This window comes from Microvirga flavescens (genome assembly GCF_003290125.1).
GTDB lineage: Bacteria > Pseudomonadota > Alphaproteobacteria > Rhizobiales > Beijerinckiaceae > Microvirga > Microvirga flavescens.
Genome location: NZ_QMKH01000001.1, coordinates 132,632 through 156,377, shown reverse-complemented (window position 1 = coordinate 156,377; position 23,746 = coordinate 132,632). Strand labels below are relative to the sequence as shown.

The window sequence follows — 23,746 nt, the reverse complement described above, 5'->3', positions numbered from 1 at the left end:
GTCAGACTTCCTTCGCGGCCGGGCGCGAGCGCGCGCCGAAGGTCGCAACCAGCGCCCCGGTGACGATCAGCGCGCAGGAGAGCGCGAGGGTCGCCGTCGCCTCGGCAAAGCCGCTGACGACGAGAAGCAGCGTCGAGAGAACCGGTGTCGCGTAAGAGGCGACGCCGAGAAAGCGGATGTCGCCGCGCTTCATGCCGATGTCCCAGACATAGAACGCCACGCCGACAGGCCCGAGGCCGAGCGCGACGATGCAGGCCCATTGCAGGGCGTTCTCCGGCCACACGGTTGTCTCGAAGGCGAGGTGGCAGAGAAGGCTTAAAGCCGCCGTGGCGAGGCAGAAGCCCGCCACCGCATCCGTCGGCACCTGCCCGAACCGGCGCGAAAGCACCGAATAGGCCGACCACACGAAGGCGGCGATGAAGGCGCAGATGTAGCCCGGCATGTATTCCGCTCGCGCATCGAGCGCTCCGCGCCCCGCGATGAGGATGACGACGCCCGCAAATCCGAGAAGCGCGCCGACAATATGGGCGGGCTTCAAGCGCTCGCCGGGCAGGAATGATGAGAACAGCACGATCAAGAGCGGCCAGAGATAGTTGAGCAAGCCTGCTTCCGCGGGCGGTGCGAGACGCAGGGCCGCGAAATAGAGCGCGTGATATCCGAACAGCCCGCCGAGGCCGAGCGCCCAGACGATGGGCTTCTGACGCAAAGCGGCGATGCCCCCCGGCCGCACGATCCAGCTTCCCACGCCCACGAACCCGCCGATGAGGAAGGTCATGGCCGCGAGCTGAAAAGGCGGGATCTTGCCCGTTGCCGCCGTGAACATGGCAAGAAGCGACCAGAGCAGAATGGCGATAAGGCCGATGAAGGTGGCGGTGCGTGTCGTCATGGCGCTTCGCATAAAGCAAAGCGGCCGAAGAGGGGAGTGGCTTTCTGTCTAGGGGCTTGGTCGCAGCCGGGATTTTAGGCCATGTATTGCCCGCCGTTGACGGCGAGCGTCGAGCCGGTGATGAAGCCCGCTTCGTCCGCAGCGAGGTAGAGCACGCTGCGGGCGATTTCTTCCGCCTCGCCGAGACGGCCGACCGGGATCAGCGGCAGGATCTTGGTCTTGAGCACTTCCTCGGGCACCGCCTGCACCATCTCCGTGCCGATATAGCCCGGTGCGATGACGTTGACGGTGATGCCCTTGGCGGCGTTCTCCTGCGCCAGAGCCTTCGCGAAGCCGATCGCGCCCGCTTTCGCGGCGGAGTAGTTCGCCTGCCCCATCTGGCCCTTCTGGCCGTTGATGGAGGAGATGATGACGATGCGCCCGAAGCCGCGCTCGCGCATGCCCTCGATCACGGGGCGGGTACAGGTGAACATGGAATCGAGATTGGTGCGCAAGACCGCCGACCATTGCTCGAATGTCATGCGATGGAACATGCCGTCGCGGGTGATGCCCGCATTGTTCACCAGAATGTCGATGGGGCCGATGTCGGATTCGATCTTGCGGATCGATGTCTCGCACAATTGCGCATCGCCGACATCGAACTTGTAGACGGGAATTCCCGTCTTGTCGTGGAAGGCTTTCGCGGCTTCGTCGTTGCCGCAATAGTTGGCGGCGACCGCATAGCCCGCATTCTTGAGCGCCTGCGAGATCGCGGCTCCGATGCCACGAGTGCCACCGGTAACCAAAGCGACGCGCGCCATGTCTTCCTCCTTCGTAAAGCCGTTCCCCGCGGACCGGCCTCGAACGGGCCAGCCTCTTGTTGGGACGACCCGGCAGCGCGAGTCGTCCTAATGCATAGCTTAGTGCGCGTTTCGGAGAAGCCTAGAAGGATTGCTGACGCATTGAAGGGTGCGATGATCCTTCTTTAGGCGATATCCGCCGGTCACGGGGCAGGTTCCGCAACCGGCGAACGGTGCTGTCAGCGCTCGACGCACATGGCGACGCCCATGCCGCCGCCGATGCAGAGCGTGGCGAGGCCCTTCTTGGCGTCGCGGCGGCCCATTTCATGGAGCAGGGTCACGAGCACGCGCGCGCCCGACGCGCCGACCGGGTGGCCGATGGCGATGGCGCCGCCGTTCACGTTCACGATGGACGGATCCCAACCCATGTCCTTGTTCACGGCGAGAGCCTGCGCGGCGAAGGCCTCGTTGGCTTCCACGAGATCGAGATCGGACACCTTCCAGCCGGCCTTCTCCAGCGCCTTGCGCGAAGCCGGGATCGGGCCCGTGCCCATCACCGCCGGATCGACGCCCGCCGTCGCCCAGGAGACGATGCGCGCGAGCGGCTTCAGGCCGCGCTTCTTGGCTTCCTCGGCGCTCATGAGAACGAGGGCTGCCGCGCCGTCATTGATGCCCGAAGCGTTACCCGCCGTCACCGTGCCCTCCTTCGTGAAGGCGGGCTTGAGCTTGGCGACCGAGTCGATGGTCGTGCCGGGGCGGATGTACTCGTCCTGATCGACGACGATGTCGCCCTTGCGGGTCGAGATGGTGACCGGCACGATCTCGTCCTTGAACTTGCCGGCCTTCTGCGCGGCCTCGGCCTTGTTCTGCGAGGAGACGGCGAACTTGTCCTGCTCCTCGCGGGTGAGCTGCCAGCGCTGCGCCACGTTCTCGGCGGTGTTGCCCATGTGGTAGCCGTGGAAGGCGTCGGTGAGGCCGTCCTTCAGCATCGTGTCGACGAGCTTCAGGTCGCCCATCTTCGTGCCGCCGCGCATATAGGCCGCGTGCGGCGCCTGGCTCATGGATTCCTGCCCGCCCGCCACGATGATGTCCGCATCGCCATTGGTGATCTGCTGCAGGCCGAGCGCCACGGCGCGCAGGCCCGAGCCGCAGAGCTGGTTGAGGCCCCAGGAGGTCTTTTCTTGCGGGATGCCGGCGGCCATCGCGGCTTGGCGGGCAGGGTTCTGCCCCTGAGCGGCGGTGAGGATCTGACCGAGGATGACCTCATCGACATCGGCAGCATCCACCTTGGCGCGCTCGAGCGCTGCCTTGATCGCAATCGCCCCGAGTTCGTGGGCGGGCGTATTGGCGAAAGCACCGTTGAACGAGCCGACGGGGGTGCGGGCGGCACCGACGATGACGATGTCTTTTTGGGCCATTGCGATCTCCTCTCATGGCGGACGGCGTTTCCTGACTGACGCCGATCATAGCGCGATCAACGCCTCCGGCGAGAGGGAGTCAAGTTCGCCCTAGGGCTTAAGGGCCCTGCCGCCGCGAGGCCGGCCTTAGACTTTTGGTGCTTTGCCGCCTTGCTGGATTGCCTATAATCTGAGCATCATTGCCGCGCTTCCGACAGATCCGCACCGGAAGCATCGGCCATGTCGGATTTTTCAGGGATCGTTCAGGGACCAAATGGCGACGGAAAAGCAGCCGACTGTCATCAAGAAATACGCCAATCGACGCCTCTACCACACGGGCACATCCACTTACGTGACCCTCGAGGACCTCGCCACGATGGTGCGGCAGGGCGAGGATTTCGTCGTTTACGATGCCAAGTCGGGCGAGGAGATCACTCGCTCCGTGCTGACGCAGATCATCTTCGAGCAGGAGAGCAAGGAGGGGCAGAACCTTCTGCCCGTCACCTTCCTGCGCCAGCTGATCCGCTTTTACGGCGACAGCCTGCAATCGCTGGTGCCGAGCTATCTTGAATTCTCCATGAACAATCTCTCCAAGGAGCAGCAGAAGCTCCGGGAGCAGATGACCCAGGCCTTCGGGCCCTCCGCCTTCCAGGCGATGGAGGAGCAGGTTCAGAAGAACATGGGCTTCTTCACCGATGCCATGCGCATGTTCGCCCCCTTCGCGCCGCGCCCCGGCGGGGCGGCTCCCGCCGAAAAGAGCGAGGACAAGGCCGCCGAGGCGAACGATCTCGATGCCTTGAAGAAACAGATGGCCGACATGCAGGCCAAGCTCGACACGCTGTCCCGCAAGTAGCTTTGACCGGGCTTCAGGCGCGCCGTGCCTGAAGCGGCGCGGCCTCACGCTCTGCCTTGAGCGCGGGGCCGAACAGGCCGCCTTGGAGGTAGTCCACGCCCCATTCCGAAAGAAGCCGCGCGGTTTCCTCGCTCTCGACCCACTCGGCGATGGTGGCGATGCCGCAGGAATGCGCCTTCTCGATCAACTTGCGGACGAAGAGGCGGTCTTCCGTCGAACGATGGAGGGTCTGGATGAAGCGGCCGTCGATCACCGCGAGATCGACCGGCAGGCCGTGCAATTGCTCAGCGGAGAGATAGCCCGTGCCGAACCCGCGAAGCGCAAGGCCGATGCCGAGCGCCTTCATGGCGTCGAGGCGCCCTTGCGCGGCCTCGCAGCCGAGGGCGGCTTCCGGCACGCTGACGATCAGCCGCGAGGCGATGCCGGGCCGGATGCCGAGATGCGCGGCGAGCATCGCCAGCCATTCCGGATCTTCCAGCGTGGCGCGGGCGATGGGCAGCACGAGGCCCTCGCTGTGATGCTCCGCCAGATGATCGGCGGCGCGCTCGAGGAGGCGCCCGTCAAGGAGAAGCGAGAGCCCTGCCTGCTCCATCGACGGCGCGAGATCCTGCGCGGCGGCAACGACGCCCTTCGCGTCGATGCGCGGCAGAACCGTGGACAGGATCGGGCGCATCGACGCCGCATCGACGATGGCCTGGGCGAGGAAGCCGATTTCGCGGCCATTGAGCGCGTCGATCACGTCCTCAGGGCTCGTTCCGGATGCTGTCGGGGAGCTGGCTGCGAGGCGCTCGTGATAGAGGCCCGCGCGCTCGCCCTGCACGATGGCGTGGTCGAGTGCCTTTTCGGCATGCCGCAGAAGATCGGCGGCATTCGTTGTATGATCGGGCGCGCTCGCCGCGCCGAGGCGAACGGAGACCTCTATCAGCGACGGATTGGCGGCGATGACCTGCAGCACCCGGTTCATGGCGCTTTGCGCCTCCGCTCCTGTGCAGGAGGTCAGCGCCAGGGCGAAGCGGCCGGGCGCGTAGAGGGCGAAATGGTCGCTTCGGCGCAGAAGGCGGCGCACTGAGCGGCCGATTTCCGTTAGCGCTGTTTCGTCATCGGCGGATTGCTCCACCGTTCCGACGATCAGCGTCACCGCATGACGGGAGTTTCGGGTTTCGGCGACGTCCTCGGCAATGTCCTCCAGAAGGGCGGAGCGCATTTCGATGGGGGCATGCGAGGGGGCGGCGGTTTCCTCCCCGAGCTGGGCCCGGATAAGGCCGCGCACGAAGGCGGGGCGTCCATGCCCGTCCACGAAGAAGCAGCCTACATCGTCGATCATCACGATCCGGTCCGGATCGAGCCTCAGGGCATAGCGAGCTTCGAACGGCGTGCCGTCATCGGTCGGGGCGGTCTCGCAGGACAGGATCGCCGCGAGCCGGTCCAGGCCGCTATGGCGCTCGGTCAGGTTTGCGAAAGCGGCTCCGGTGCGCGGCAGGTCGTCCGCCGAAACGCCCAAGGCCTCAGCGGCGTTGGGCCCCCAGGTCAGAGTGTCGGTCGCAAGGTGCCAAGTATAGGCGGCGTTCGCGGAGGAGGCCGTCGTCGCCGTCGTGAGAGCGCCGGATCGCGCAAAACCGCAGGAATCCCACAACACGCCACCGAAAAGCCCGGCCCGGCTCCGCCTCGCCATCACCCATCCTCAATCATTGGGGCGGGGCTTGTCCCCGCTGAAATTGAGGGTCAGGATCGAGGGCGAGCGTTAACGAAGGATGAAATTGAGCCGGCAATCAGCGCCTGCGATCCTGAAAAGTGGGGATCGCCCGTCCGGGTCGTGAAGAGCGGGGATAACGGAAGCCGATCTGACGCAGGCAACAAAAAACCGGCGCTTGTGACGCCGGTTTTTCGGGATCTTAAAGATCGTGCCGCTCTCAGGCGTCCGACTTCACCTTCAGAACCTGACGGCCACGGTACATGCCGGACTTCAGGTCGATGTGATGCGGGCGACGGAGTTCGCCGGAATCCTTGTCCTCGATATAGGTCGGGGCTTTCAGGGCATCGGCGGAGCGACGCATTCCGCGCCGCGAGGGCGACGTTTTTCTTTTTGGAACGGCCATTTTTCGTCTCCGGTCAAAGGCTGAGCACCCGTTGAAACCGGGAAACGCTCAATACGCAATCTGATAAGGTGGGGCCTCATACAATGTCTTTGGGCAAATATCTAGCCCCAAACCGTGCCCCGTTTCAGTCTTTCAGGCAGCCGGCGTAAGGCGCGGCTGATTCCATTCGCGCCAGAATGGTCGCGGCCCTTGCCGCATGGCTCCGGCTCGGGCGGGCCGGGTTCCTGACCAGCGGGTTCGGCAAGGCGGTGGCGAGAAGGGCCGCCTCCCGGCGGGTCAAGTCCTTCACGGACTTGCGGAAATAGGCCCGGGCGGCGGCTTCCGCGCCGAAGATTCCATCGCCCCATTCGGCGATGTTGAGATAATTTTCCATCATCTTCGTCTTCGGCCAGATCAGATCGAGGTAAAGGGCGACCGGCAGTTCCAGGCCTTTTCGGACGTAGGAACGGCCCGGCCAGAGAAAGAGATTCTTGGCCGTCTGCATGGGGATCGTCGACGCGCCGCGCGCCGGGCCGTCCTCGTCGGCGGCCTCCACCACTTCGCGGATGGCCTGCCAATCCACCCCGGAATGCTGGCAGAACAGGCTGTCCTCCGAGGTCATGACGGCAAGCGACAGGTGAGGGGAGATCTCCTTGAGGGAAACGAAATCGCGTGTGACGGGCTGCAAGGTCAGCCAGCGCCCGAGCATCAGGGTCGAGACCGGGGGGATGAGCGCGTAGGAAAGGCCTAGCCAAAACACCGCCGCCACCCATAAGAGAATGCCCCATGCGCCGATCTGGACGATGCGGCGGAGAAGGCGCGAGGCGGTCATGGGCTTCCTCTCCCGCTCCGCCCGGATCGCTCCGGGCTTGAGGCTCACCATATCGCTTTCCTCGGGCGCAAGCTTGGCTTCGTCCGGATTCAGGCTGAACATGATGCCATCCAACAGCTCTTTCGTGATGCGACTGGCCGAGGCCGCGGGCAATGTCGAGACAACGCTCCAGGCTTTGCTATCAGACGAAGTGCGTCCCGGCGAGATCGCAAGGCCAGCCCGCCTGATGGAGGCGATGCGCCATGCAGTGCTGGCGGGGGGCAAGCGGCTGCGGCCCTTTTTGACGATCGAGACGGCGCGCCTGTTGGGCGCGAAGGGCAGGGGAGCCTTGCTCGCAGGGGGCGCGGTCGAACTCCTGCATTGCTATTCCCTCGTCCACGACGATCTCCCCTCGATGGACGATGACGACCTGCGGCGCGGACGCCCGACCGTGCACCGGGCCTTCGACGAGGCGACGGCGATTCTGGTGGGCGACGCTTTGCAGACGCTCGCCTTCGAAATCCTGGCTTCACCCGAGGTCGATGCCGATCCGGCGATCCGGTCCGAGCTTGTCCTTGGCCTTGCGCGTGCCTCCGGCCTCGGCGGCATGGTCGGTGGGCAGATGCTGGATCTTGCGGCGGAAGGGCGCTACGGCGTGGCGAATCTGGCGGAAGGCGATGTCCGCCGCCTGCAGATGATGAAGACCGGCGCCATTCTCACCTTCTCCGTCGAGGCGGGCGCGATTCTCGGCCATGCCGATGCGGGCGTACGGCGGAACCTCGTGGCTTATGGCCGCGCGCTCGGTGCGGCTTTTCAGGTCGCCGACGATATTCTCGACCGCGAATCCTCCGCAGAGGCCCTCGGCAAGCGCACCGGCAAGGACCAGGAAAAGGGCAAGGCGACCCTCGTCGACCTTTTGGGCATGGAGGGCGCGCGGCGTGAATGCGCGCGTCTCGTGGATGAGGCGAACGCGGCGCTTGTCTCCTTCGGTGCGCGCGCGGACGTGCTTCGCGATGCGGTGCGCTTCGTGGTCGAGCGGCAGGTATGAGGGACAGGTGAGCGATGGTGATCCGCACGAGGGAAGGCAGCGCCGCCGATATTCCCTTCGTCATGGCGACCGAGCACCTGCCCGGTTTCGATGCTTTCATCGGGCGGTGGGACGAGGCGCAGCACAATCACGAGATCGCGAAGGCGGGCAGCGCCTATCTTATCGCTGAAAAGCCGGATGGATCTTCGGCCGGTTTCGCGATCATCCGCGATCTTGATGAACCGTTCGGCAATGTGCTGCTCAAGCGCATCGCCGTGAGCGAGCCAGGCCACGGCGTTGGCCGCACGCTTCTTCTCGATGCGATGGCCTGGGTCTTTACGCGGACCAACGCGCATCGCTTCTATCTCGACGTTCTGGTGCAAAACGAGCGGGCGCAGAACGCCTATCGCCATGTGGGCTTTCAGCAGGAAGGCATCATGCGCGAGATCTATACGCGGCCCGATGGATCGCGCGTGTCGGCTCTGCTGATGTCGATCCTTCGTCCCGAATGGGTCGCGCGTTACGGCAGCGTCGGCACCCAATAGTTCAGCTTCACATGCCCGGCGCGCGTTTCATGCGGCGTTTCGCCGGCAAAGACCCCGCCATTGGCGAGAATGACTTTTTGCGAGCCGACATTGTCGTCGTCGCAGGTGACGAGAACGCGCGAGAGACCTTCCGACCGCGCGACGGGAAGGACGAGGCGCAGCGCCTGCGTGGCGCATCCAAGGCGGCGCTTCCACGGCACGACCGAATAGCCGATATGGCCGGAAACGTGCGGCGGCAATTCCTCCGTTCCGCGCAGAAAACGGAAGTTGAGGCGTCCGCAAAATTCCCCGTCGCTGATCCAGAAATCATGCGCGGGCAAACGCTCCATCTCCGAGCCGTCCGGCATGCGGATGGTGGGGCTCTCATAAGTCTCGTAGAGAAACCGCGCGGGGGCGTGCCGTAACTTGTCCAGCAGCGCGATCTGCTCGCCGCTCACGTTGCGCGTGGTGTTGGGCGACCAGCCTCGGCGCAGGGCGTCCTCGTAGGCGGGAAGTCCCTCGATGTTGGGCCGGATGAGCGAAATGATCGTCATGCGGCCCGACTTTATCGCGGGCCGCATGAAGTGCAATGTCAGACGGTGACCTGCGTGCCGACTTCCACGACGCGCCCTGTCGGGATCTGGAAGAAGTCCGTGGCGTCGCTCGCGGACTTGGCGAGGCTGATGAAGATCTTGTCCTGCCACAGCGGCATGCCGGAGCGCGTCGCGGGCCTGATCGAGCGGCGGGACAGGAAGAACGACGTCGCCATGATGTCGAACTTGAAGCCCTGCTTGCGCAGGATCGCAAGACCGCGCGGAATGTTCGGCGTGTCCATGTAGCCGTAGGTCATCTGGATGCGCCAGAACGAATCGCCCACATGCTCGATCTTCACGCGCTCGTCATCGCTGACGCGCGGTACGTCGACGTTGCGCACAGTGAGAATGGCGTTTTTCTCGTGCAGCACCTTGTTGTGCTTGAGGTTATGGAGAAGAGCCGCCGGCGCGGTATCCGGGTCGCTCGTCAGGAACACAGCCGTGCCCTTCACCTGATGCGGCGGGCTCTTTTCAAGCATGTTGACCAACTCGACGAGAGGTACGTCGATCTTGCGGGTCTTCTCGAAAAGAATGTGAGTGCCCTTCACCCAGGTTCGCATGAGGATAACGAGCGAGGCGGCCAGGAGCAGCGGTACATAGCCACCCTCGAAAACCTTCGTGAGGTTCGCGACCAGGAACATGCCCTCGATCAGCGCGAAGGGCAGCATCACCAACGCCGAGGCCAGCAGCGACCACTTCCACACGCGCCACAGGACGATGAAGGCCATGAGCGAGGTGACCATCATCGTGCCTGTCACCGCAATGCCGTAGGCCGAGGCCAGCGCACCCGAGGTGCGGAACAGAACGACGAGCAGAATGACGCCAACCAGCAACAGCCAGTTGATCTTCGGCACATAGATCTGCCCCGAATGCGATTCCGACGTGTGGCGTGCTTCGAGGCGCGGCAGGAGGCCGAGCTGCACCGCCTGGCGCGAAATGGAGTAAGCGCCGGTGATGACGGCCTGGCTGGCGATGACCGTCGCTGCCGTCGCGAGCAGCACCATCGGCAACAGGCCCCATTCGGGCACGAGCAGGAAGAACGGATTGTCGGCGGCGTCGGGGTTCTCGAGAATCAGAGCCGCCTGGCCGAGATAGTTCAGGATCAGCGCGGGAAAGACGACGGCGAGCCACGCCACTTGAATGGGCCGGCGTCCAAAATGCCCAAGATCGGCAAACAACGCCTCCGCGCCCGTGACGGCGAGGAAGACAGCGCCGAGCGCGACGAGCCCCGAGGCGCCGTGATGTCCGAGATAGTTCACCGCATAGTAGGGATTCAACGCCATGAAGACGGCGGGTTCGTTCATGATGTGCGGAACGGCCGCCACCGCCATCGCGATGAACCAGATCACCGTGATAGGCCCGAAGAAGGCGGCGACCTTGCCGGTGCCGCGGCTTTGCACCGCGAACAGCATCACGATGATCGTGAGCGTGATCGGCACGATGTAATGATCGAGCGCGGGCGTGACGAGCTTGAGGCCTTCGACCGCGGACAAAACGGAGATCGCCGGCGTGATGATAGCGTCGCCATAGAACAGGGCCGCGCCGAGAAGGGCGCAGCCGAAAATGACCGTGCCGCCGCCAATCGCCTTGCGGATAAGGGCCATGAGCGAGAGCATTCCGCCCTCGCCCTTGTTGTCCATGCGCAGAAGGATGATGACGTACTTGATCGTCACGATCAGCGTCAGCGCCCAGAGGATGAGCGAGGTGACGCCATAGACCTCGATGGGCTCGATGATGCCGTCTCCCTTCGCCGTCGCCAGCGCTTCGCGGAAGGCGTAGAGGGGGCTCGTGCCGATGTCGCCGTAGACCACGCCGATCGAACCGATCAGCAGGGTCCAGAATCCGGCTTGGGTGTGCGTTTCCGAAGGGGTGGCGTCGATAGCGGCCAGGTCGGCCTGCCCGGACGTGATGGCGTGTTGGTCTGCCATGATCTCTCGTGGTGTATAGAGCGCGTCCGTGACTGCCTTCGATCCGCCCGCGTTCCAGCGAATGCGAAGGCCTTATCCCCGAACGCGGCGGCCCCAGGGCCGGCGCGGCAGGGTCTCTAGCATATCGCGTGCGAGCTTAAAACGGAATCTGAGCGCAAGTTCCACGAAGGTCGAGGGCACGGATAGGTTATTCCGCCGCGCTTCGGGTTCCGGGCCCGAAGCGCTTTTCGATGTAGTCCTCAACAAGCTTCTGGAAATCCTGCGCCAGGGTCGGCCCGCGCAAGGTTACAGCTTTGCGTCCGTCGATGAAGACCGGTGCCGTCGGCTGCTCGCCGGTGCCCGGGAGCGAGATGCCGATATCGGCATGCTTGGATTCTCCGGGCCCGTTCACGATGCAGCCCATGACGGCGACGTTGAGTTCCTCGACGCCCGGGTACTGCTTTCTCCATTCCGGCATGGAGGTGGAAATCCAGGTCTGGATATCGCGGGCGAGTTCCTGGAACACGGTCGAGGTCGTGCGTCCACAGCCGGGGCAGGCGGCGACGAGCGGCACGAAGGTGCGAAAACCCATCGTCTGGAGCAGTTCCTGCGCCGTGCGCACCTCGACAGTGCGGTCCCCGCCCGGCTCGGGCGTCAGCGAATAGCGGATCGTGTCGCCGATCCCTTGCTGGAGCAGAATGCCGATGGCGGCGGAGGAGGAGACGATGCCCTTGGAGCCCATGCCGGCCTCGGTCAGACCGAGGTGGATGGCGTAGTCCGAGCGGCGGGCGAGTTCCTGATAGACGGCGATCAGGTCCTGCACCGCCGAAACCTTGGCGGAGAGAATGATGCGGTCGCGGGGAAGGCCGATTTCTTCCGCGCGGGCGGCGGAGAGAAGGGCGGATTGCACCATCGCCTCGCGCGTGACCCAGCGCATATCGCGCGGGCGCGCGGAGACCGCGTTCTCGTTCATCAGGTGGGTGAGGAGCTCCTGATCGAGGGAGCCCCAGTTGGCACCGATGCGCACCGCCTTGCCGTGGCGGATCGCCATTTCGACGATGGCGCCGAACTGCCGGTCCTTCTTTTCCTTGAAGCCGACATTGCCGGGGTTGATGCGGTACTTCGCCAGAGCCTCCGCGCAGGCCGGATGATCGGCGAGAAGCTGATGACCGATATAGTGGAAGTCGCCGACCAGCGGCACGGTGATGCCGAGCCGGTCGAGCCGTTCGCGGATCTTGGGTACGGCGGCGGCCGCCTCGTCCCGGTCGACGGTGATGCGCACGAGTTCCGATCCGGCCTGAGCCAGCGCTGCCACCTGCGCCACCGTCGCATCGGCATCCGCCGTGTCGGTGTTCGTCATGGACTGGACCACGATCGGCGCGCCGCCGCCGACCGTCACATCCCCCACACGCACGCCCACGGTCCGGTGGCGCGGCGCGGGGCCGGCGATGTCGTCGGCTTCGGAAACGGTCTGGTTCTGGGAAACGGAGGTCATACGGCTATCCACGACGGCAGGGGATGCTGCCGTCGTTTAGCTGAAGCCTAATCAAGCGTCCGTCAAGCGCGGCTAATGGGCTGCATTCTGGCAATGCGAGCAGCGGCCGGTAATTTCGATCATCGCTTCCCGCGACTGGAAGCTTTCCCGCCCGAGGATGTTCAGCAGGCTGTTGGAGAGCTCTTCCGACATCGTCTCGTCGACGCCGCCGCAATCCTCGCAAATGAGAAACGCGGCCGTCTCCTTCGCGCCGCCGTTGAGGCTGGCGACATAGGCGTTCTTGCTGGCCAGCCGATGGGCCAGCCCCTGTTCGATGAGAAATTCGAGGGCACGGTAAATGGTGATCGGCGCGATGCGACGCCCGCCGGGGGCCACGATCTCGGCGAGCTCGTAAGCGCCGAGCGGCTTGTGGGTGCTATAGAGGGCCGCCAGCACGTTGCGGCGGATCGGCGTCAGCCGTGCGCCGTTGGAGCGGCAGACAGCCTCGGCCTGGGCCATGGCCCGAGGGGCGCGCTCGGACTGGCGGGCGGCATGGGCGCAAACATCTTCCTGGTGGGGGCGTTCTGCATAAGCGAGATTGCTGGACACGATGGAGCCTACCATTTCGAGGGCGGCCCGGAACGGGCGCCGATTTCCCGCATGTTTATATAGGTAATGTACTACCCTTTCATAGAGGGTTTTAAGCAACGAAACATCAAATCGATATTGCAAATTCGCAAAATCAGAGAACGCCCGTGGTTTCCTTGAATCGCCAGACGCTCGTCCGCTTGATTTCCGCATCCTCGAGGGCCCGGGTGACCGGGACTTCGTAGAGGGCCAGCGGCTCCAGCCGCTCCTTGGGAAGGTAGCTGCGGCCCGGATCGCCGATCAGCACGCTCGCCCCGCGCCGGCGAAGGGCGAAAAGCCAGTCGATCACCCGCCCGGCAAGATCGCGCTCATAGCAGATGTCGCCGGCAATAACCGTGTCCCAACCGCGATCCTGCCCGATCAGGTCGCTGTCGTCGCTCGAAAGATGCACGCCGTTTGCCTCGGCATTCAGGCGGATGGCGGTGAGAGCGAACGGGTCGATCTCGCAGGCGACGACTTCCGCCGCCCCCGCTTTCGCGGCGGCAATCGCCACGAGCCCGGACCCGGACGCGAAATCGAGCACGCGGCGTCCCTCAACGGTTTCCGGATGGTCGAGAACGTAGCGCGCGAGCGCCTGACCGCCGGCCCAGGCGAAGGCCCAGAAAGGCGGGGGAAGGCCGATCTGCCCCAGCTCTTCCTCGGTCTTCTGCCACAGTTCGGTGGCCTCGTCGGCGACGTACAGGCTGATCTCCGGGGCATGCGGCACGGGCCTGAGCCGCGTTTGGCTGCGGATGAAGCTCTCCGGATCCGCGATCATGCCGTCAGCACCGTGCGGTAGAGGGTCTTGACGGTTTCCATCACGTCCCGCTCGGTGAAGCCGTCGAGCACGCGGCGCCGCGCCGCTTCCCCCATGCCCGCAACCGTGGCGGGGTTGGCGGTGAGATCGACCAGTATTTCGGCCAGCCTGCCGGCATCGTCGGCGGGGGCGATTCGTCCCTCGACTCCATCGCGCACCAGCGTGCGGCAACCCGGAACATCCGTCGTCACGATGGCACGTCCGCAGGCGGCGGCCTCGAGCAGTGTACGCGGCAGGCCCTCGCCTCCGCGGGAGGGAAGGCAGCCCACATGGTGCGCGGCATAGACCGAGGCCACGTCCGTTGTCGGGCCATGCCAGGAAATACCCGGTTCGGCGCTCCAGCTCCGCAAGGTCTCTTCCGGAATGGCCTTCGGATTCGAGGGGTCGGGAGCACCATAGAGGGACAGCTCAACATCCGCCCCCTGCGCCCTTGCCGCTCTCGTCGCCTCGACCGCGAGATCGACGCCCTTCGACCAGAGCATACGGGCGATGAGGGCAACGCGCAGGGGCGGCTGCGGGGGCAGGGGAGCAGGCTTCAGCCTCTCGGGGTCGATGCCGGCCCCGCCCACGATCATCACCTGTGAGCCGTGCGGGTCGAGGCCGAGCATGCGCGGATCGTCAGGGTTTTCGAAAAGGTAGCGGGTCCGCTTTGTTTCGAGGCCACGCACCAGAAAGCGAACGGCCTTGCGCGCGAAGGCACCCAGCCCATCGCCTCGCGCGCCCAGAAAGCCGAGGCCCGTCAGGGCGAAGATCCGGCGCGGCACTCCGGCGAGGACGCTGGCAAACCCGCCGATCAGAATCGCTTTCAGCGCGATGCAATGGACGAGATCGGTCTTCTCATCCTTGAGAATCGCGGCAAGCTGGCCGGCGGCGTATCCGGCTGCGAGCGGGTTGAGGCTGCGGCGCTCCGCTTCGAGGGGAATAACCCGGGCACCTGTGGCTTCAATGACGTCGCGGTGGCGGCGGACGCGTGTGACGACGCACACGTCGAGCCCGAGTTCTCGCGCGGCGCGCGCCATCGGCAGGAAATGCGAGGCGAAGAACCAGTCCTCGGTGACGACAAAGACAAGCTTGCGGCCAGAGAGATCGGAGGGCGAAAGGGGCACAGCTTTTCCAGAAGCGAAAGGATCAGTTCTTCTAAACGGTGGACCTGGCTGAGGAAACCTCCGTGTCGGGAGGAGGGGTGAAAACACCATGCGTGACCGCGACGGATGGCCACAGGGGGGAACCCGCGCAAAATCGTTAGCAGGCCCCGGCGACAAGCTTCCGATCCGAGGCGGGGAGGCGGGTGTTGGTGCCCTCATTCCGCAAAATCGACATATTGTCGGGGGACCTCTTCCGCGCAAATGGGCCGTTTCTTGAAGCGGTCTCCAGTGGAACGCATGGCGTTCGATTAACCAAAAGCACTTACGGTTCGGTGACTCCAACTCAAGAATCCCGAAGAATTTTCCTATGGCGCAGCTTTGACTTATTGTGCCAGAACGTTGACATAGTTACATGGAATATGATTACAAAAGAACGTTGCGTTACGTAAACCGCGATTGACGGGGCTATCGATCGAAGCGGAAACATCTCTCCCAAACCTAGTTAACTTAAGGGTTTGATGAAGGCCGCTCTTCCATTATTAAGCACCCAGCTATCGTCCCGATAAGGAGAAGCGCCGTTTCTTGAGAAAATTGGCCGCTACAGGCGGAACAATCGGGAAACGAACGCGGCAGAGGCGTCTTTAGGAATTTCAAATGAAGCAGGCATCAAGACCAAGAGAAGAAAGCACGGAAGTTTCCGACGCTCTTAAAACGTGTCTTCCGTCGTTCGGTGGCGTCGCCATCTTCTCGGCCATCGTCAACGTCCTGGCCCTGACCGGCTCGCTGTACATGCTGCAGGTCTACGACCGGGTTCTCTCCAGCCGCAGCGTCGCGACGCTCGTCGGTCTCTCCCTCATCTGTCTCGCGGCCTACGTGCTCTCGGGTGCGCTGGATACCATCCGCGCCAAGATGCTCGCCCGTATCGGCGCGCGGTTCGACGAGATTCTCGCGCGCCGCATCTTCGATCTCGTGGCACAGATGCCGCTCAAGGGCGCCAAGTCGTCTGAGAGCATGCAGCCGATCCGTGATCTCGACCAGATCCGCAACTTCCTTTCCGGCATGGGGCCGACGGCTCTCTTCGACATGCCGTTCATGCCGATCTTCTTCCTCGGCTGCTTCATCATCCATCCCTGGCTCGGCCTCTTCTCCGTGATCGGCGGCGTCGTCATCGTGCTGCTCACGCTCTACACGGACAAGAAGAGCCGCGATCCGATGTATGAGCTCACCAAGAGCGGCGCCGAGCGCCATACGCTCGCCGAAACGAGCCGCCGCAACGCCGAGGCCGTCCGCGCGCTCGGCATGATCGGCTTCCTCGGCGACCGTTACGACGAGGTGCATACCCGCCATGTGATCGACGGGCTCCGCCTGAGCGAATCGTCGTCGGTCATGAGCGCTTTCGCCAAGATCTTCCGCATGGTCCTGCAATCGGGCATCCTCGGTCTGGGCGCGCTGCTGGTGATCGAGGGGCAGATGTCAGGCGGCTCCATGATCGCGGCGTCGATCATGATGTCCCGCGCGCTGGCTCCCATCGAAATCGCGGTTGCGAACTGGAAGGGCTTCATCGGTGCGCGTCAGAGCTATCATCGCCTGCAGCGCATCCTGTCGCTGATCCCGGCGCAGGGTAAGCGCCTGCCGCTGCCCGCGCCCGTCGCCAGCCTTCTCGTGGACGACATCTATGTCGCCGCGCCTGGTTCCAACCAGCCCATCGTGCAGGCCGCGGCCTTCGAGCTGAAGGCCGGCCAGGGGCTTGGCCTGATCGGACCCAGCGCCTCCGGCAAGTCGAGCCTCGCGCGCGCCCTCGTCGGCGTGTGGCCGACGCTTCGGGGCGAAGTGCGCGTTGATAGCGCGGCGCTCGACCAGTGGGAGCCCGACAGTCTCGGGCGTCATGTGGGCTACCTGCCGCAGGACGTCGAGCTGTTCGACGGCACGGTTGCCGAGAACATTTCCCGCTTCCAGCCCGACGCCAAGCCTGAGTCGATCATCGACGCTGCGAAGAAGGCCGGCGCGCATGAGCTGATCCTCAACCTTCCCGACGGCTACGACACGCATATCGGTGAAGGCGGCGCTTCGCTTTCCGGCGGCCAACGTCAGCGCGTGGCGCTTGCCCGTGCGCTCTATGGCGATCCCTTCCTCGTGGTGCTCGACGAGCCCAACGCCAGCCTTGACGGCGCCGGCGACGAGGCTCTCAATCAGGCCATCCTGTCGGTGCGCCAGCGTGGCGGCGTGATCGTCATCATCACGCACCGTCCCGCCGCTCTCGGCAATGTGGATCTCGTCGCAATCATGGAAGAAGGCCGCGTCAAGGCCGTCGGTCCGCGTGACGAGGTTCTGCAGGCCGTCATGAAACGCAACAATGCACAGCAAGCTCCGGCGCGTCCGCAAGGCGCGCCGCAAGGGGCTTCCCTGAGGGAGGTCGGCTAATGCTCGTCCTGCAATCCGCTCCAGCTAAACCTTCCATCCACCAGAACAAGCTGCGTTATCTCAACCGGCTCGGACTTTCGACAATCGCGTTGTTCGCGGGCACCATCGGACTTTGGGCGGCCACTGCCAACCTGTCCGGCGCTGTTGTCGCCGGCGGCCAGTTCGTCATCGATTCCAGCGTCAAGAAGGTGCAGCACCCGACCGGCGGCATCGTCGGCGAGCTGAAGGTGCGTGACGGCGATCGCGTGAACGCGGGCGACCTTCTGGTGCGCCTCGACGAGACCGTGACGCGGGCCAATCTCCAGCTCGTGTCCAAGCAGCTCGACGAATTGCTGGCCCGCCAGGCTCGCCTCGAAGCCGAACGTGACGGCATCGCGGAGATCCAGGTTCCTGTCGAGCTCGCCAAGCGTGTCGACGAGCCCAACATCAAGAAGATGCTGGCCTCTGAAAAAACGCTGTTCGATGCTCGCAAGGCGAGCCGCGAGAGCCAGAAGGACCAGCTCCGGAAGCGCGTCTCGCAGTATCAGGACGAGATTCGCGGCCTCACGGCGCAGCAGGAATCGAAGGCCCGCGAGGCCGCGTTCATTGCCGATGAGCTGAAGGGCGTTCGCGATCTCTATCAGAAGAACCTGGTGCAATTGCCACGCCTCAACGCTCTCGAGCGTGATGCAGCCTCTATCGAAGGCCAGCGTGGACAACTCATCGCGGCTGTTGCCCAGTCGCAGGGGCGCATCGCGGAAACCGATCTCCAGATCATTCAGGTCGATGAGGAGACGCGCGCCAATACGCTCAAGGATCTGCGTGACACGCAGGCTCAGGTCAACGAGTATACCGAGCGTCGCGTGGCGGCCGAAGACCAGCTCAAGCGCACGGATATCCGCGCACCGAGCCCGGGCTATGTTCACCAGCTCAATGTGCACACGGTCGGTGGCGTGATTTCCCCCGCCGAACCTGTGATGCTCATCGTGCCGTCGAACGACGTTCTCGACCTCGAAGCACGCGTGCTGCCGAACGAGATCGATCAGCTCGCCATCGGTCAGCCGGCGGCCATTCGCGTTCACGCCTCGAATGCCCGCAACACTCCCGAGCTTCACGGAACGGTTTCGCGCATCTCGGCAGACGTCTCGCGCGATCAGCAGACCGGGGCGTCGTTCTATACGATCCGCGTGGCGATTCCTTCGGAGGAGCTCAAGCGTCTTGGCCAGCTCAAGCTGATCGCTGGCATGCAGGCGGAAGTGTTCGTGCAGGTCAACGAGCGCACACCGTTCCAATACCTCATGAAGCCCGTGAGCGAGCAATTCGCTCGCGCTTTCCGCGAACACTAAAGCTCGCTGCCAAGGCGGCGGCCCTCGGGTTCGCGAGAGCTGCTTTAGCAACCGAGTTCGTGAGTTGAGCGTTGACAAAGGCCCGGTCAGTCGACCGGGCCTTTTTCGTGCCTGCGCCGCGCCATAGCTGTCCAGGCCAGGTTTTCTCCTACGGGCATGAAACTTTGCGCGGTGCAGTGAGTTTTAAAGCTAGGCAATTCGATTCATTGAAAAGCTTCAGCGAGGTTTCGTCGTTTTGAAAATCATCCTCCGCTTTGGCGGAATCGCACTGCTGGTTGCCGCCATCGTGATCCTGGCGGTTCTGCCGTTCGCGACTTCGTTTGTGGAACAGTGGTCTCGCCGTGATGTGGAACTGCGCTCGCGGCTGGTTTTCAATTCGGCCCGCGATCAGGTCGCAAGCCTTCTCCAGAAAAATGATGCGGCGAGCCTCACGGCCCTGTTCGACCGGATCACGTCCGACGAGCGCGTGCTGGCGATCGGATATTGCGACGCGAACGGCTTGAGCTACCCCACAAAGAACATGCCGCAATCGTTCTCCTGCGAGCAGGCCGCACGCTCGAACGCCGAAGCATCCGCGACGATCTCCGAGGACAACCGCAACATTCTGGTCAGTGCCTTTCCGTTGAAAGTCTCGAGCGGCCGGACGGGGCATCTCGTCATTCTTCACGACCTCAGCTATGCCGAGCAGCGCGGCTGGGAAGCGCGCAATTATCTCTTCCTCGCCTTGACTGGCGTCGCTTTCGGCGCGGCCGCGCTTGCCTCCGTCATTGCGATGTTGGTGATGCGCCGCTGGCTCGCCTCGATCCGCCTGGCCATAGAGAATGCGCGCACCGGGACGGCGGGCGCACCTGCGGACGACGAGCTCATCCCCATCGGTCAGGAAATCCGAGACGTCTTGCGGGAGCTTGAATCTTCCCGTCGTACCATCGACGCCGCCCATACCGACTGGAGTCCCGAGACCCTGCGCGCCGCCCTCTCGAACGAGCTCTCCGGCTCGGAAGTGATCGTGGTGTCGAACCGTGAACCTTACATCCACAATAAAACGGAAAGTGGCGACATCACGCTGCAGATTCCCGCGAGCGGTCTCGTCGCCGCACTCGAGCCGGTGACGCGCGCGTGCGGCGGAACGTGGATCGCGCATGGCAGCGGCTCCGCGGATCGAGAAACTGTCGATCCTTATGATCGCGTTGCGGTTCCACCCGATCATCCGCTCTACACGCTGCGGCGCGTCTGGCTCTCGGAGGAGGAGCAGGACGGCTATTATTATGGCGCCGCCAATGAAGGCCTGTGGCCGCTCTGTCACATCGCCTTCGTGCGCCCCACTTTCCGTGAATCCGATTGGCGCATGTATCGCGCGGTGAACGAAAAATTCGCAGATGCCGTTGTGGCGGAGGCCAAGCGTGAGGACCCCATCGTGCTCGTGCAGGACTATCACTTCGCCCTGCTGCCGCGCATGATCCGCGACCGGTTGCCTCGCGCGACCATCGTGACGTTCTGGCATATTCCGTGGCCGAACGCGGAGACTTTCGGCATCTGCCCGTGGCGCGAGGAGATCATCGATGGTCTCCTTGGCTCCTCCATTCTCGGGTTTCACACGCAGGCCCATTGCAACCACTTCCTCGACGCCGTGGATGCCTATGTCGAAAGCCGCATCGACAGGGAAAAGGATTCCGTGACCTTCGGCGGCCAGGAAACCTTGATCCGTCCCTATCCCATTTCCATCGAGTGGCCCCCGACGGCGCTCGAAGGGCAAAAGCCCGTTCCGGAATGCCGCCTCGCCGTGCGGCGGCGTCTCGGCCTGCCTGACGATATCCGCATCGGCGTCGGCATCGAGCGGTTCGATTACACGAAGGGAATCGTCGACCGCATGCAGGCCATCGATTTTCTTCTGACCGATCATCCCGAATGGAAGGGACGCTTCACCTTCATTCAGGTGGCCGCGCCGACGCGCAGCAAGCTCGCGAGTTATCGTCAGTTGCAGGACGAGGCCGAAGCGCTGGCGAAGGAGATCAACCAGAAGCACGGCTCTGATACTTACGAGCCGATCAAACTTCTCATCCGGCATCATCAGCCGGACCAGGTTTTCGAGCTGTTTCGTGCGGCGGACCTGTGCATCGTCTCCAGCCTGCATGACGGCATGAACCTCGTCGCCAAGGAATTCGTCGCCGCGAGGGATGATGAGGAGGGCGTCTTGATTCTCTCGGCCTTCGCGGGCGCGTCCCGTGAGTTGTCGGAGGCGCTGATCGTCAATCCCTATAACGGGCATGCGATGGGGCAGGCCATCGACCGCGCCCTGCGGATGTCTCCCAACGAGCAGCGTGAGCGCCTGCGGCTCATGCGCGATCAGGTGCGCGAGCGCAATGTCTATCGCTGGGCGGGACAGATGCTGCTGGCGGCATCGCGCCTGCGCAAGAGGCAACGCATTCGGCGCTTGATCAAGGCGGGGAGGCGCGCGGCAGCCAATGCGTGAACACCCGGCCCATCGAAACGCATCCTTGGCTGCTGCGGAACAGTGGGCGCTCTTTCTCGATTTCGACGGCACGCTTGTCGACATCGTAGAGCGCCCCGATGCGGTCGTGGTCGATCAGGGATTGCGCGATGTGCTTTCCGGCATGAAGGACAGACTCGGCGGTGCGCTCGCCATCATCAGCGGGCGGCCCATCGCTTTTCTCGATACGAGACTCGCGCCGTATCGCTTCGACATCGCCGGCCTTCACGGGCTTGAATATCGCATCGGCAAGACGGTCTATCTCTGCCAGCCTGAGGATCATCCGCGCCTGCGCGGGATCGTTCCACGCCTTCAAGATGTCGCATCCGCGAAGTCCGGCGTTCTGGTCGAGGACAAGGGATGCTCTGTTGCAGTCCACTGGCGTCTCGCTCCGCAGGAGAGGGACTTCGTTCTTGCGACGGTGAATGCGGCGGCCGAGGCGCTGGGGCCGGAATATCGCATTCAGTTGGGCAAGGCGGTTGCAGAACTTTTGCCGGCGGCGGCAGGCAAGGGAAAGGTCATCGAGAGTTTTCTCCGACAAGCCCCCTATCGAGGGCGCAGGCCGATCTTCGTCGGGGACGATTTGACGGACGAGAACGGGTTCAACGCTGTGAACGCCCTTGATGGAATTTCGGTCCGCATCGGGGATGGCAACACCGTCGCCCAAAAGAGGCTGCAGACACCCGCCGCGCTGAGACAATGCCTGTCCGCCTGGGTCGCGGGAGGCGTGTTGCCGTTGATGGAGGAGGCTGGCGCATGACTTCACTCGACCTTGCCGTCATCGGTAACTGCATGATCGCGGCGCTTGTGGACCGGCGCGCGCAGATCGTCTGGAGCTGCTTCCCGCGCTTTGATGGAGATCCCATTCTATCCGCCTTGATCGATTCCTCGGAAGGCAGGGCCGATACCGACCAGCATGGCATCTTCGCCATCGACATGGTCGGCATGCAGACATGCGAACAGACTTACATCGAAAATACGGCGGTCCTCGTGTCCACCATGATGGATGCGCATGGAAACGTGCTTGAGATCACGGACTTCGCGCCACGATTCAAGAATTTCGACCGCATGTATCGCCCGCCGATGCTGATCCGCCGCGTGCGGCCTGTGAAGGGGCGCCCACGAATCCGCGTACGCCTGCGTCCGCATTTCGAATGGGGCTCGCAGAAACCGAGCCTGACGCGCGGCAGCAACCATCTTCGGTTCGTCGGGCCGGGACGTTCGCTCCGGCTCACGACGGACGCGCCGATCTCCTACGTGTTCGCCGAGCGTCCTTTCGTGGTCGACAGGCCGGTTTCGTTCTTCTTCGGAGAGGACGAGCCTTTGCGTGCGGAGGCGGATGCCACGGCGCGCGAATTCTTGAGCAAGACGATCGACTTCTGGCTCGACTGGGTGCGCTCGCTGTCGATCCCCTTCGACTGGCAGGAGGCGGTGATCCGCGCGGCGATCACGCTCAAGCTCTGCAACTATGAGGAGACCGGCGCCATCGTTGCCGCGCTCACGACATCGATCCCGGAAGCGCCCCATAGCGAACGCAACTGGGACTATCGTTATTGCTGGTTGCGCGATGCCTATTTCGTGATCCACGCGCTCAACCGCCTCGGCACCACCGGCACGATGGAGGACTATCTCAATTACATCGCCAACATCGTCGACGACATGGAGGCGATCCCGGACCAGAAGGACATGCCGCCGCTGTTCAGCATCACGCGGTCAATGCAGCTCGAGGAGAATGTCGCCGAGGCGCTTACCGGCTATCGTGGCATGGGGCCGGTACGTGTCGGCAATGCGGCCTACACGCAGATTCAGAACGACGCCTACGGCAGCATCATTCTCGCCTCAACCCATGCCTTCTTCGACCGTCGCCTGATCCGCACCGGCAATCGCGCCCTGTTCGAGCATCTCGAAAAACTCGGTCAGCGTGCGGTGGAGGTATTCGACCAGCCTGACGCCGGGCCCTGGGAGCTGCGCACCAAGGCCTCCATCCACACCTTTCCGAGTGTCATGTGCTGGGCGGCGTGCGACCGGCTGGCACGGATTGCTGGGGTGCTCAAGCGTGAGGACTGCATCGCCTATTGGCGCGAGCAGGCCGACCGCATGCATGCGGTGATCGATGCGCGCGCTTTCAATGCTCAAACCGGCACCTTCGTTTCGGGCTTCGACGGCGAGCACCTGGACGCGACCCTGCTGCTTCTGGCCGAAATCGGCTTTGTGAAGCCTGACGATCCGCGATTCGTCGCCACGGTGGATGCCATCGGCAAGAACCTGCGGCGGGGCGATCTTCTGCTCCGTTACGACGTAGAGGACGATTTCGGGCGCATGCACACGGCGTTCATGGTCTGCGCCTTCTGGTATGTTGATGCCCTCAACGCCATTGGCCGCCGTCAGGAGGCACGGGACCTTTTCGAACGAATTTTGCGCTTACGGAATTCCTTCGGTCTCTTTTCTGAGGATGCGGACTTCACGACGGGGGAATTATGGGGCAATTTCCCGCAGACCTATTCAATGGTCGGTCTCATCAATTCTGCCGTACGCCTGAGCCGGAGCTGGGAGGACGCATTCTGAAGCATTGACGGGCAAAGCAGCCGCTTCGCCCATGCGATCAGGACGCGTACCCGGTGCGGTGAGAAGAGCAGAAAAGGGGTTTGATGTTCGCG

Annotated in this window: 20 protein-coding genes; 8 read left to right on the top strand and 12 right to left on the bottom strand. The window is 63.7% G+C overall.

From position 1 onward, the window contains the following. Position 1: 1 nt before the first annotated feature. The 3 genes from yddG to DQW91_RS00635 form a co-directional block, all read right to left on the bottom strand. The gene (yddG, locus tag DQW91_RS00645; protein WP_112661667.1) at positions 2–886 is read right to left on the bottom strand and encodes an aromatic amino acid exporter YddG; all 885 of its coding nucleotides are present in this window, start codon (positions 884–886) and stop codon (positions 2–4) included. A gap of 74 nt (positions 887–960) precedes the next feature. Beyond that, positions 961–1,686, bottom strand: coding sequence for an acetoacetyl-CoA reductase (gene phbB / locus DQW91_RS00640; RefSeq protein WP_112661666.1), 726 nt, complete (start codon positions 1,684–1,686; stop codon positions 961–963). Between the two features lie 218 nt (positions 1,687–1,904). After that, positions 1,905–3,083, bottom strand: coding sequence for an acetyl-CoA C-acetyltransferase (locus tag DQW91_RS00635; RefSeq protein ID WP_112661665.1), 1,179 nt, complete (start codon positions 3,081–3,083; stop codon positions 1,905–1,907). A 253-nt stretch (positions 3,084–3,336) separates the two neighbouring features. Here DQW91_RS00635 and phaR point away from each other — a divergent pair, with 253 nt between their 5' ends. Then, positions 3,337–3,915 carry a polyhydroxyalkanoate synthesis repressor PhaR gene (phaR, locus tag DQW91_RS00630; RefSeq protein WP_112661664.1) on the top strand — a complete coding sequence of 193 codons (579 nt, stop codon included), beginning with the start codon at positions 3,337–3,339 and terminating at the stop codon, positions 3,913–3,915. A gap of 13 nt (positions 3,916–3,928) precedes the next feature. Here phaR and DQW91_RS00625 read toward each other — a convergent pair whose 3' ends face one another. The 3 genes from DQW91_RS00625 to mtgA all read right to left on the bottom strand — a co-directional run bounded on the left by DQW91_RS00625 (position 3,929) and on the right by mtgA (position 6,924). After that, complete coding sequence (locus DQW91_RS00625) at positions 3,929–5,587, bottom strand: GGDEF domain-containing phosphodiesterase (protein WP_112661663.1); 1,659 nt, start codon at positions 5,585–5,587, stop codon at positions 3,929–3,931. A 238-nt stretch (positions 5,588–5,825) separates the two neighbouring features. Beyond that, positions 5,826–6,011 carry a 50S ribosomal protein L32 gene (gene rpmF, locus DQW91_RS00620; protein ID WP_112661662.1) on the bottom strand — a complete coding sequence of 62 codons (186 nt, stop codon included), beginning with the start codon at positions 6,009–6,011 and terminating at the stop codon, positions 5,826–5,828. Between the two features lie 124 nt (positions 6,012–6,135). Continuing rightward, entirely contained in the window at positions 6,136–6,924 is a 789-nt protein-coding gene (gene mtgA, locus DQW91_RS00615; protein ID WP_245410853.1) for a monofunctional biosynthetic peptidoglycan transglycosylase, read from the bottom strand. Between mtgA and DQW91_RS00610 the strand changes: the two genes are divergently transcribed. Then, positions 6,923–7,849 (top strand): polyprenyl synthetase family protein, encoded by a 927-nt coding sequence (locus DQW91_RS00610; protein ID WP_112661661.1) that lies wholly within the window; start codon positions 6,923–6,925, stop codon positions 7,847–7,849. The two genes, mtgA and DQW91_RS00610, sit on opposite strands and share 2 nt — an antisense overlap. Positions 7,850–7,863: 14 nt before the next feature. Next, positions 7,864–8,373: a GNAT family N-acetyltransferase gene (locus tag DQW91_RS00605; RefSeq protein ID WP_112661660.1), complete on the top strand. Its 510-nt coding sequence runs from the start codon at positions 7,864–7,866 to the stop codon at positions 8,371–8,373. On the opposite strand, the gene DQW91_RS00600 is transcribed toward DQW91_RS00605, so the two are convergent. From DQW91_RS00600 to DQW91_RS00575, 6 genes are all read right to left on the bottom strand, one after another. After that, entirely contained in the window at positions 8,349–8,906 is a 558-nt protein-coding gene (locus DQW91_RS00600; protein WP_112661659.1) for a GNAT family N-acetyltransferase, read from the bottom strand. The two genes, DQW91_RS00605 and DQW91_RS00600, sit on opposite strands and share 25 nt — an antisense overlap. A gap of 38 nt (positions 8,907–8,944) precedes the next feature. Beyond that, entirely contained in the window at positions 8,945–10,873 is a 1,929-nt protein-coding gene (locus tag DQW91_RS00595) for a potassium transporter Kup (RefSeq protein WP_112661658.1), read from the bottom strand. A 187-nt stretch (positions 10,874–11,060) separates the two neighbouring features. Next, the gene (gene ispG / locus DQW91_RS00590; RefSeq protein ID WP_112661657.1) at positions 11,061–12,347 is read right to left on the bottom strand and encodes a flavodoxin-dependent (E)-4-hydroxy-3-methylbut-2-enyl-diphosphate synthase; all 1,287 of its coding nucleotides are present in this window, start codon (positions 12,345–12,347) and stop codon (positions 11,061–11,063) included. Positions 12,348–12,419: 72 nt separating this feature from the next. Then, entirely contained in the window at positions 12,420–12,935 is a 516-nt protein-coding gene (locus DQW91_RS00585) for a Fur family transcriptional regulator (protein ID WP_198411737.1), read from the bottom strand. Between the two features lie 133 nt (positions 12,936–13,068). Then, the gene (locus tag DQW91_RS00580; protein WP_112661656.1) at positions 13,069–13,731 is read right to left on the bottom strand and encodes a class I SAM-dependent methyltransferase; all 663 of its coding nucleotides are present in this window, start codon (positions 13,729–13,731) and stop codon (positions 13,069–13,071) included. Next, positions 13,728–14,876, bottom strand: coding sequence for a glycosyltransferase family 4 protein (locus tag DQW91_RS00575; protein WP_245410852.1), 1,149 nt, complete (start codon positions 14,874–14,876; stop codon positions 13,728–13,730). Before DQW91_RS00575 ends, DQW91_RS00580 begins: the two co-directional genes overlap by 4 nt. Before the next feature lie 633 nt (positions 14,877–15,509). On the opposite strand from DQW91_RS00575, the gene DQW91_RS00570 reads away from it, so the two are divergent. From DQW91_RS00570 to DQW91_RS00550, 5 genes are all read left to right on the top strand, one after another. Further along, positions 15,510–17,276: a type I secretion system permease/ATPase gene (locus tag DQW91_RS00570; RefSeq protein WP_112661654.1), complete on the top strand. Its 1,767-nt coding sequence runs from the start codon at positions 15,510–15,512 to the stop codon at positions 17,274–17,276. Beyond that, positions 17,276–18,601 carry an HlyD family type I secretion periplasmic adaptor subunit gene (locus DQW91_RS00565; protein WP_112661653.1) on the top strand — a complete coding sequence of 442 codons (1,326 nt, stop codon included), beginning with the start codon at positions 17,276–17,278 and terminating at the stop codon, positions 18,599–18,601. Before DQW91_RS00570 ends, DQW91_RS00565 begins: the two co-directional genes overlap by 1 nt. 235 nt (positions 18,602–18,836) lie before the next feature. After that, entirely contained in the window at positions 18,837–21,071 is a 2,235-nt protein-coding gene (locus DQW91_RS00560; RefSeq protein ID WP_112661652.1) for an alpha,alpha-trehalose-phosphate synthase (UDP-forming), read from the top strand. Positions 21,072–21,096: 25 nt separating this feature from the next. Continuing rightward, complete coding sequence (otsB, locus tag DQW91_RS00555) at positions 21,097–21,849, top strand: trehalose-phosphatase (RefSeq protein WP_245410851.1); 753 nt, start codon at positions 21,097–21,099, stop codon at positions 21,847–21,849. Beyond that, positions 21,846–23,654 (top strand): glycoside hydrolase family 15 protein, encoded by a 1,809-nt coding sequence (locus DQW91_RS00550; RefSeq protein WP_112661650.1) that lies wholly within the window; start codon positions 21,846–21,848, stop codon positions 23,652–23,654. Before otsB ends, DQW91_RS00550 begins: the two co-directional genes overlap by 4 nt. The last annotated feature ends 92 nt before the right edge of the window (positions 23,655–23,746 follow it).

Bases quoted from the DNA above. Each gene is read 5' to 3' on its own strand.
- DQW91_RS00605 (WP_112661660.1), top strand. From the start codon at position 7,864: ATGGTGATCCGCACGAGGGAAGGCAGCGCCGCCGATATTCCCTTCGTC.
- DQW91_RS00550 (WP_112661650.1), top strand. From the start codon at position 21,846: ATGACTTCACTCGACCTTGCCGTCATCGGTAACTGCATGATCGCGGCG.
- phaR (WP_112661664.1), top strand. From the start codon at position 3,337: ATGGCGACGGAAAAGCAGCCGACTGTCATCAAGAAATACGCCAATCGA.
- phbB (WP_112661666.1), bottom strand. From the start codon at position 1,686: ATGGCGCGCGTCGCTTTGGTTACCGGTGGCACTCGTGGCATCGGAGCC.
- DQW91_RS00570 (WP_112661654.1), top strand. From the start codon at position 15,510: ATGAAGCAGGCATCAAGACCAAGAGAAGAAAGCACGGAAGTTTCCGAC.
- rpmF (WP_112661662.1), bottom strand. From the start codon at position 6,011: ATGGCCGTTCCAAAAAGAAAAACGTCGCCCTCGCGGCGCGGAATGCGT.
- DQW91_RS00635 (WP_112661665.1), bottom strand. From the start codon at position 3,083: ATGGCCCAAAAAGACATCGTCATCGTCGGTGCCGCCCGCACCCCCGTC.
- ispG (WP_112661657.1), bottom strand. From the start codon at position 12,347: ATGACCTCCGTTTCCCAGAACCAGACCGTTTCCGAAGCCGACGACATC.
- mtgA (WP_245410853.1), bottom strand. From the start codon at position 6,924: ATGTTCAGCCTGAATCCGGACGAAGCCAAGCTTGCGCCCGAGGAAAGC.
- yddG (WP_112661667.1), bottom strand. From the start codon at position 886: ATGACGACACGCACCGCCACCTTCATCGGCCTTATCGCCATTCTGCTC.
- DQW91_RS00625 (WP_112661663.1), bottom strand. From the start codon at position 5,587: ATGGCGAGGCGGAGCCGGGCCGGGCTTTTCGGTGGCGTGTTGTGGGAT.
- DQW91_RS00580 (WP_112661656.1), bottom strand. From the start codon at position 13,731: ATGATCGCGGATCCGGAGAGCTTCATCCGCAGCCAAACGCGGCTCAGG.
- DQW91_RS00600 (WP_112661659.1), bottom strand. From the start codon at position 8,906: ATGACGATCATTTCGCTCATCCGGCCCAACATCGAGGGACTTCCCGCC.
- DQW91_RS00565 (WP_112661653.1), top strand. From the start codon at position 17,276: ATGCTCGTCCTGCAATCCGCTCCAGCTAAACCTTCCATCCACCAGAAC.
- DQW91_RS00595 (WP_112661658.1), bottom strand. From the start codon at position 10,873: ATGGCAGACCAACACGCCATCACGTCCGGGCAGGCCGACCTGGCCGCT.
- DQW91_RS00610 (WP_112661661.1), top strand. From the start codon at position 6,923: ATGATGCCATCCAACAGCTCTTTCGTGATGCGACTGGCCGAGGCCGCG.